Annotated in this window: 8 protein-coding genes; 4 read left to right on the top strand and 4 right to left on the bottom strand. The window is 68.5% G+C overall.

The genetic code is table 11. The features are described 5' to 3' along the window. Positions 1–337 precede the first annotated feature (337 nt). The 3 genes from ACRVYW_RS13985 to ACRVYW_RS13975 all read right to left on the bottom strand — a co-directional run bounded on the left by ACRVYW_RS13985 (position 338) and on the right by ACRVYW_RS13975 (position 3,759). The gene (locus tag ACRVYW_RS13985; RefSeq protein ID WP_431805348.1) at positions 338–2,488 is read right to left on the bottom strand and encodes a heavy metal translocating P-type ATPase; all 2,151 of its coding nucleotides are present in this window, start codon (positions 2,486–2,488) and stop codon (positions 338–340) included. Between the two features lie 156 nt (positions 2,489–2,644). After that, positions 2,645–3,247 carry a DUF305 domain-containing protein gene (locus ACRVYW_RS13980; protein WP_431805347.1) on the bottom strand — a complete coding sequence of 201 codons (603 nt, stop codon included), beginning with the start codon at positions 3,245–3,247 and terminating at the stop codon, positions 2,645–2,647. Positions 3,248–3,327: 80 nt separating this feature from the next. Then, entirely contained in the window at positions 3,328–3,759 is a 432-nt protein-coding gene (locus ACRVYW_RS13975) for a DUF6153 family protein (protein ID WP_431805346.1), read from the bottom strand. Positions 3,760–4,369: 610 nt separating this feature from the next. Between ACRVYW_RS13975 and ACRVYW_RS13970 the strand changes: the two genes are divergently transcribed. Both ACRVYW_RS13970 and ACRVYW_RS13965 read left to right on the top strand, forming a co-directional pair. Next, positions 4,370–4,939 carry a CueP family metal-binding protein gene (locus ACRVYW_RS13970; protein ID WP_292859283.1) on the top strand — a complete coding sequence of 190 codons (570 nt, stop codon included), beginning with the start codon at positions 4,370–4,372 and terminating at the stop codon, positions 4,937–4,939. A gap of 212 nt (positions 4,940–5,151) precedes the next feature. Then, on the top strand, positions 5,152–5,760 hold the full coding sequence (locus ACRVYW_RS13965) for a recombinase family protein (RefSeq protein ID WP_292679364.1): 609 nt from the start codon (positions 5,152–5,154) through the stop codon (positions 5,758–5,760). 177 nt (positions 5,761–5,937) lie between these two features. Here ACRVYW_RS13965 and ACRVYW_RS13960 read toward each other — a convergent pair whose 3' ends face one another. Further along, positions 5,938–6,336 (bottom strand): hypothetical protein, encoded by a 399-nt coding sequence (locus ACRVYW_RS13960; RefSeq protein ID WP_431805345.1) that lies wholly within the window; start codon positions 6,334–6,336, stop codon positions 5,938–5,940. 178 nt (positions 6,337–6,514) lie between these two features. Here ACRVYW_RS13960 and ACRVYW_RS13955 point away from each other — a divergent pair, with 178 nt between their 5' ends. Both ACRVYW_RS13955 and ACRVYW_RS13950 read left to right on the top strand, forming a co-directional pair. Then, on the top strand, positions 6,515–7,159 hold the full coding sequence (locus tag ACRVYW_RS13955) for a response regulator (RefSeq protein ID WP_431805344.1): 645 nt from the start codon (positions 6,515–6,517) through the stop codon (positions 7,157–7,159). Beyond that, positions 7,156–8,763 carry a sensor histidine kinase gene (locus ACRVYW_RS13950; protein WP_431805343.1) on the top strand — a complete coding sequence of 536 codons (1,608 nt, stop codon included), beginning with the start codon at positions 7,156–7,158 and terminating at the stop codon, positions 8,761–8,763. The genes ACRVYW_RS13955 and ACRVYW_RS13950 overlap by 4 nt, the downstream gene beginning before the upstream one ends. Positions 8,764–8,883: the final 120 nt, after the last annotated feature.

Genomic DNA, 8,883 nt, shown 5'->3' with positions numbered 1-8,883 from the left:
TAGCAGCGGGCGTCCGTGCTGCAAGCCGCACAGGGTGCATCGCCCATCACCGGCGAAGAGCGCCAAAATACGGTCGGCGCTCCCTCCCCCAGGCACTTGCCGTTCGCCCGGTGGCGCTGAGGGAGCCCTCGCCCGACCGAGTCGCGCGCGGGCTTCGTCAATTCTGTGGGCCAACCCTGCGACGACCCCTCATCGCGCTTGTGCCCGCTCGTGACCAGCCGTGTCAGGGGTTCTGCGCGCACGCGGAGGCTTAGCGAACAGGCGAAGACTCGCCCACCACGGACCGCTTGCGGGCCCTGCGCGATTAGGGATCCCGCGTACCGGGTGCGCTTCTGAGCTATCTCGTTAGGATCGCGCGCGTGCTTACCCCGGGGTCGAGGTCCAGCCGGCGCAGGAGTTGGGCGTTGAGGGCGACGACGAGGGTGGACAGGGACATAAGGATCGCGCCGACTGCCATCGGCAGCACGAATCCGATGGGGGCGAGGATGCCGGCGGCGAGCGGTACAGAGATCAGGTTGTAGCCTGCGGCCCACCAGAGGTTCTGCTTCATCTTGCGGTAGCTGGCGCGGGACAGTTCGATCACGGACAGCACGGAGCGCGGGTCGGAGCTGGCGAGGATCACGCCGGCTGAGGCGATCGCGACGTCCGTGCCGGCACCGATAGCGATGCCGACGTCGGCGGTTGCGAGGGCGGGGGCGTCGTTGACGCCGTCGCCGATCATGGCGACTTTCTTCCCCTCGGCCTGGAGCGCACCGATCTTGGCGGCCTTGTCTTCCGGGCGCACCCCGGCGAAGACGCGGTCGATGCCCAGGTCGGTGCTGACCGCGTGGGCAACGGCCTCGGCGTCGCCCGTGATCATTACGACCTCGACGCCGAGCTTGTGGAGCGCGTCGACGGCCTCGCGGGATTCCGGACGGATTTCGTCGGCGAGTTCGAGTCCGCCGATCACGGCGCCGTCTTGGACGACGTGCAGGATGATTGCGCCGTCTGCGCGCCAGGATGCCGCTTCATCGACTTCCGATGCGCCGAGCTCCTCGAGCAGGCGGGGACCGCCGACACGGATCTCGTGACCGTCCAGGGTGGCGGTCACGCCGACCGCCGGGGAGGACGTGAATCCGGTGACGTTCTCGATCTGGAGGCCACGGTGTTGCGCGGCACGGACGATGGCTTTGGCGAGTGGGTGCTCGCTGTCGGCTTCTGCCGCGGCGGCGATCGCGAGCACCGTGTCGGCGTCGTGACCGCCGGCGGGGGCGATGGCGGTGACGACGGGTTCACCCTTGGTGAGGGTTCCGGTCTTGTCGAACAGGACGGCGTCGATGGTGCGCATCTGTTCGAGCGCGAGACGGTCTTTGATCAGCACCCCGCCGCGGGCGGCGCGTTCGGTCGCGATGGACACCACGAGCGGGATCGCCAGTCCGAGCGCGTGCGGGCAGGCGATGACGAGGACGGTGATGGTGCGGATGACGGCGTCGTCCGGGCTGCCCACGAGGGTCCAGACGACGGCGGTGACCGCGGCGGCGCCGAGGGCGAACCAGAACAGCCAGCCGGCGGCGCGGTCGGCGATGCGCTGGGCGCGGGAGGTGGAGTTCTGCGCGTCGGTGACGAGTCGTTGGATGCCGGCGAGGGTGGTCTGGTCTCCGGTCGCGGTGACCTGGACGCGCAGGCCGGAGTCGGTCGCGACGGTCCCCGCGGTGACGGTGTCGCCGGTGCTGCGGGAGACGGGGCGTGATTCGCCGGTGACCATGGACTCGTCCATGTCCGCCCGCCCGTCGACGATCCGGCCGTCGGCGGGGACGCTGCCGCCGGGACGGACCACGACCACATCGCCGACACGGAGGTCTGCGGGGGAAACCGTCACGATCTGGTCGCCGTCGACGCGCTCGGCCTCGTCAGGCAGAAGCGCGGCGAGTGAATCCAGGGCTGATGTGGTCTGGGCGAGGGAGCGCATCTCGATCCAGTGGCCGAGGAGCATGATCACGATCAGCAGCGCGAGCTCCCACCAGAACTCGAGTTCATGGTGCAGCAGGCCCAGACTGGCGCCCCAGGATGCGAGAAACGCGACGGTGATCGCCGCGCCGACGAGCAGCATCATCCCGGGCGTGCGTGCCCGCAGTTCGCTGACCGCGCCGGACAGGAACGGCCAGCCGCCCCAGAAATACATGACAGTACCGACCAGCGGAGCGATCAGGTTGATGCCGGGGGCGTCGGGCAGCGAGTACCCGAAGAGCATGGCGAACATGCTCGAGAACGCGACCACCGGCACCGCGAGGATCAGGTTGATCCAGAACAACTGCCGGAACCGTGCCACATGATCGGCCCCGTGCCCGGCATGCCCACCGGGGTGATCATGCTCGCCGTGAGGGTCGTGCCCGGCCGGGTGGTCCATGCCGTTCACGTGGTGGCCACCGTGCTCAGCGACGTGAGAGCCGACCGGCGCCTCGCGTGTTCCCCGTGATGGGTCGTGGTGGTGTGCGTGCGGATCGGTCATGACGAGCCTCCTCGCTGGTCTGTGGTCGGATGATTCCGGCGTCAGGCGGGGTGCCCTTCCTCGGATTGCCGACATGTCATCCATCAACCGGGATACCCCCCTCGGGTATTCCGAGGGGTCTCGCGTTCGACAGGGCGAGACCCTCGGAATGATTCCTCAGTTCTGGGTGAGCAGGTTCTCCATCGTGGCGATCTCGGTAGTCTGCGTGTCCAGGATCGCTTGTGCGAGCGCGATCACCTCCTCGTTTGCTCCCTGGTCGAGTTCGGTCTGCGCCATCTCGATCGCGCCCTCGTGGTGCACGATCATCTGCTCCAGGAACAACCGCGCCGCCTCCGCGCCGTCGGCGGCTTCCAGCGCAGCCATGTCGCCATCCGACATCATCCCGTCGCCGTGCCCCATCCCGCTCATGTCGCCGCTAGCGCTCATTCCCCAACTGGTGAGCCAGGACTGCATGAGCTCGATCTCGGGGCCTTGCGCGTCCTTGATCTGTTGCGCCAGGTCTCGCACCTGCTCGTCTATGCCGTGCTTGCCGAGGATCGTGTCGCTCATCTCCACCGCCTGCTCGTGGTGGGGAATCATCATCATCACGAACATCTCGTCCGCCGCGTTGACCTGGGCAGACGGCGACGTGGACGACATCCCGCCCTGATCCATCCCCGGCATCGATCCGCCGCCGACATAGGCGCACCCTGCCAGCGACACCGCTACCGTGAGCGGCACGACGGCCAATACCGTCCATCGGAACTTCTTCACAACCATTGGCCCTTCTCCATCAATCGGTGAACTTCGCCCGCGTGCGGGCATGACTCAGTCCCGGCCACAGGGCCGGGACGGTCGGTTCACGTTCGGCTGATGGACAGGTCCAGCAATGACGGCGGACGGGGCAGCACCGACAACAGCACCCCGACCACACGCGCCAGCGGGCCCGGCCCGCGGCTTCGGCCGCGGATGACCCCGGGTCCGGAGCGCGCCGCCCACAGCACCACCGCCAGCAGACCTAGCACGCACGCCGCCATCAACGCGTCATGCGCCCCACCGGGCACGCAGTCCGCACAGGTGGTTTCGGCGACGGAGTCGGTGTCGCCCGATGACCCGTGGCCGTGCTCGGCGTCGATGCTCGCCATGGCCGCCATCGGCGCGTCAGAGTGCCCGGTCATGAGCGTGTGCATGCCCAGCAGCCCCACCATCACCAGCGCCGCGAGCAACACCGACAGCATCCACCGCCACAGTATCGGCGGATGCAAACGAGTTCGGGTCGTGTCCAGGGCCACAGGTCTCCTTGGTTCGCAGAGTACCCCACCGGGGTATTCACCCCACCCCACCGCCCGCTGGTTTTTCCTGTCAGAAGGCTGGGTAGCGACACGCGATTGCCGTGACATCCTGAGGGAGTCATGCCCTCATCCGGGACCACCAGCCCTCGCCGCCACGCACGGCGGCGCGGCATGTGCGCGGTCATCGGGCTGGTCCTCGTCGCTCTCCTCGCCCTGCATGTTTCTCCCGCGACGGCCGCGGATGCCGCGCCCGCGATGTCGACGCAGAGCGAGAGCACCCACTCCCCGGATCTCTCGGACTGCGCGGGGTGCGCGGTGTGCCCGGATGGAAACGGCAGCCCGCACGCCGCGATGGGCGTGCACTGCGGGATGACGTTGCAGCCACCCACCGTGCATGCGGGCGTGGTGCCGACGCGAGCCTGGTTCCGCGCGCTGTCTCCCGGCGCACGACAGCCGTCGCCCGCCGAAGGAGCAGCTGCGCCGCGCTCCCTCACGCTCTGGGAGCTTTCAGTCAGTCGAACGTGAGTGCGGCCCGCCGGGACTGTTCGCCGGCAACCGCATCGCCCGTCCCCGGGCGCCCACACAACCTTCGACGAAAGTGAACCCTGCCATGCCTCGCGCATCGAAAACCAACCTCGGCGTGATCCTCGCGACCACCCTGCTCCTCGTCACCGGCTGCGCAGCCGCCACCCCCGACAGTACGACCACCGATCCACTCGCCGCCGCCGGTTTCCCCGACCAGACCATCCACCAGGTCATCGACGAGCTCGAAGCGACACCGGTCGACGACCGACGCGACGACCTGATCGCATCCGTGCGCCCGAACGCCGTGCTGTTCACCGTCGACGGTGGGCCCGAGACCTCCGTCCCACTCGAGGACGAGTTCTACCTCTCCGTCGCGCCGTACCGGAACACCACGCACGACTGCTACTTCCACAGTCTGACCACCTGCGTCGGAGAGCTCGGCGACGAGCCCCTCCACCTCACGGTCGTCGGCGACGATGGCGAGGTGCTGCTCGACGAAGAACGCACGACGAACAGCAACGGCTTCGTCGGACTGTGGCTTCCCCGCGACATCGACGCCACACTCACTATCACGCACGAGAACGGCTCGATCACCACCCCCATCTCCACTGGCGCGGATGACCCCACCTGCCTCACCGATCTGCCTCTCACGTAGAGGGCCCGAGCAAGCGACCCCGCCTCCCGGGTCGTCCTCTACGTGGTGGCGGCGCGGGAGACGTCACGCCGATCGTCGTTGCTGCGCGAATGAACGGCGCCTCCCCTCGCCCGCACGATCACGCCACGCCCGCAACACCCCCTGACTGCGCATCGCCCGGATACGGATCCGACCGGGGTCCGCCGCCGACCTCCGGGATCAAGCTCGATGGCATGAATGGAATACAGATTGGCTATGCCAGAGTCTCGACCGCTGATCAGGACCTCACTTCGCAGCGGGACGGGCTATTGCGGCTCGGGGTTCTCGATTCGAACATCTATGTCGATCACGGGCTGACCGGCACCAACCGCGCCAGGCCAGGGCTCCGCGAAGCGCTCGCCGCAGTCCGAGAAGGCGACACCCTCGTAGTCACAAAGCTCGACCGGCTCGCCAGGTCCGTGAAGGATGCGCGCGACATCGCCGACGAGCTGACGACGAAAGGCGTCGCGCTCAGTCTTGGCGGCAGCAGGTACGACCCCACCGACCCAGTGGGGCGGTTGCTGTTCAATGTGCTCGCGATGGTTGCCGAGTTCGAACGCGACCTAATCAGCATGCGCACGAAGGAGGGGATGGCGGTCGCCCGCGCGAAAGGTCACCTAAAGGGTAAGCAGCCGAAGATGTCGACAACGCAGCGAAAGCTGATGTTCGACGTCCAGGACCGCGGCGAGTACACCCAAACCGAGATCGCCGAGCTGTTCAGTGTCTCTCGGGCCACCGTCTACCGCGAACTACAGCGTCGCCGGGCAGCGTTCCGTGCCGCGAGCGACGCGCACATCTTCTGAGCCCAGGCCGCAGCCCCTACCGGCGATGGCCTTGGGTCGCCGCCGGCGGGGGCGCGTACTGACAGTGCCCGCGGAGGGATCAGTTGTGACGCGCCGAGTGTCTGGACTGGTGCGTCGTCGTCGCCGCGAGCGCGCGGTGGCCGGGTCGACTATGCGCGCGACCCGGCCACCGGTCGGCTATTCGGTGCGGCGCATCCCCACGACGATGAGTGCGCACGCAGCGAGGGCGAGGGCGATGCCGATCACCGCACCGATGACCGCGCCAGGGCCGGTCTCCTCGGCGGGGAGCAGGAACGCGGGAAGCGCGGGCAGAATGGACACGATTTGCAGGGCGATGATCGCGATACAGGGCCCGCGCCGGCCGTTCCAGGCGAACGCGACGAGCGCGAGGGTTCCGAGGGCGACGCCACCTGAGAGCACGGCGATGATGATGACGATCGGGTCCCAGGCGCTTCCGTCGAGTCCGATCATCAGTGCGGGAACGGCTCCGGCGACGGCGAGCAGTGTGGCGAGCACGAGGCCGATGCGAAGCGGCACGGCTCGGCGCAGCGGAGGGGATGCGGTGATTGCGGTCATGACGAACTCCTCTCGATGGGGTGCCGGCATGTCCGGCTATGACTCACGATCTCGTCCCCGCGTCGCCTTGGGCGCGGGGTCCGTCCCCCGGGACGTGGGCACGGTCCGGGAAATCGTGCCCGGCACGTCTGGGGGCTGAACCCCAGATGCGGGGCGCGGTCAGCGGCAGAATGTGTCCATGTCAGACGCCGCGATTCGTGTCCTGGTCGCGGACGACCATCCCGTCGTCCGTGGTGGGCTGACTGCGCTGCTGAGCACGCTCGAGGGTGTCGAGGTGGTGGCGGAGGCTGGCGATGGCGCTGCCGCGTGCCGGGAGGCGCTGGTGACGCGCCCGGATGTCGCGATCGTGGACCTGCGGATGCCGGTGCTGGATGGGGTGGAGACCACGCGACGCCTGACGGCTGATCTCCCTGGCGTTGCCGTGATTATCCTCACGATGTTCGACGAGGACGAGGAGATCGCGGATGCTCTCGCGGCCGGAGCGCGGGGGTATTTGCTGAAAGGCGCTCAACCCGACGAGATCGATCGTGCCGTGCGCACCGTGGCTGCAGGCGGCGCCGTGCTTTCACCCGAGGTCGCCGCGCGCGTGCTGGGCGGGTCGCTCCGCCGGTCCGCGGCCGATCCGTTCCCTCAGCTCACGGCACGGGAACGGGAGGTGCTCGACCTCATCGCACGTGGTGCACCCAATCATGCGATCGGCGCGCGGCTCGGGATCGCGGCGAAGACCGTCGGCAATCACATTTCTGCGATCTTCCTCAAGCTCGGCATTGCGACACGGGCTGAAGCGATCGTGATGGCCCGCGAGGGTGGGCTCGGCCGGTGATCGCCCGCCGCGTGGGCCTTGTGCTCGCCACGATCCTGAGCGTGCTGGGCACCGCACCTGCCCTCGACATCGCACCGGACTCCTCAGGCTCGATCGTTCTACCGATCGCGGCGGCGATTCTGTCGATCGGGATCGCCGTAACGACGCTCGTTCTCCTCATCCCGGCTTGGCGCGGAGGTTCACGCGCGTGCCTGACGATCGCCGTGCTCCAGCTGGTCGGCATCCTGACCGCCATCCCCGCGTTCTTCGCCCCCGCCGAGGTCGTCCCCGCCGGCGCCGTCGTCTTCGCTGCTCTCGGGTCGCTGCTGAACGTGACGGCGTTCGCGCTCATCCTCGTCGATCAGTCGACCGTTCTCGTCTACTCGGCAGCGATCATCATCGTCGTCGCCATCTACGCGGGGGCCGTTGCCGTCGTCTCCCTGCTGGTGCCGCCGAGCGTGGAACGGACCGTGCAGACTGTCGCGGCGATCGGGATCGCACTGCTCTTTCAACCGGTCGTCGGACTGCTTCGCCGCACCGTCGGTCGCACCCTGTACGGAGGGCGTGACGATCCGGCCGGCACCGCACGCCGCGTCCGGCAACGGCACGACGGATCCGAAGCAGGCGTTGCCGCAGCCGTCGCCGAGACCGCTGCACTGCTGCGCCTCCCCGGGCTGACGCTGATCGTCGACAACAAGTCGGTCGCCACCGTGCGGCGCGGACATGCCGGCGGCCGGGAGGTTGAGGTGCCCGTCACCCCCGACGGTTCGCTCGCCCTGCGCGTGGCCCTCCGCCCCGGCGAGAAGGCGCTGCACGCCGACGATCGTGCCGCGCTCGAGCTCGTCGCGCTACCGCTCGCGTTGCTGTCGCGTCAGGCAGACCTTTCGAAGCAGCTCCGTGACGCCCGCGCCGCCACTGTCGAATCACGCGAGCGGGAGCGCGTGGCCCTCCACCGCGATCTCCACGACGGACTCGGGCCTCTGCTGACCGGAGCGGCATTCCGTGCGGATGCCGCGCGTAACCTGCTGCGCTCGCACCCCGACGAGGTCGATGCCCAACTCGAGGTCGTGCAGGCTGACCTGCGGACCGCGCTCGAGGAAGTTCGGCGGGTGGTCGACGGGCTGCGGCCGATCGAACTTCAGGAGCGCGGCCTCTGGGGCGCATTGGCACGCCGCGCCGACCGCATCGGAGCCGACCTCGACGTGCCCGACCCGCCCCCTGTTCTCACCGCTGCCGGACAAGTCGCGGTCTATCGCATTGTGAGCGAGGCCCTGACCAACGCCGACCACCACGGACCCGGCTCGCCCGTCCAGGCCTGCGCCACCCTCACCCCCGACGGCGCCCTCCACATCGTCGTCCAGAACCCGATCACCGAGGACACCCACGGCGGCGACAAGGCCAGCGCGCCAGATGACGGCCGATCGGCGCCGGCCCGACCGGGGATCGGCGCGGCATCGATCCACGCCCGCGCCGAGGAACTCGGCGGCTCAGCCACGATCGGCCCCGACGGGCAAGGGCTCAGGCGAGTATCCGTCCACTTGCCACCATCGATCATCGACACCGAGCCGTCGCCCTCCTCGCGCGACCGAGGCGGGATGAAGGGCGCAAGGTCAAATCAGACCTGACTCACCAGCACCTTCCGCACCACCCACCAACGTCAGCATCATGCTTCGAACCGCGCTCGGTGCGCACGCAAAGGGATCGTGTACGAGCTATCAGTATCCGCGGGAAGGTGCCATCGGAGG

This window comes from Microbacterium sp. bgisy203 (assembly GCF_965345155.1).
Taxonomy (GTDB): domain Bacteria; phylum Actinomycetota; class Actinomycetes; order Actinomycetales; family Microbacteriaceae; genus Microbacterium.
Note: the sequence above shows the minus strand (reverse complement) of the source record. Positions and strands in the feature narration are given on the sequence as shown.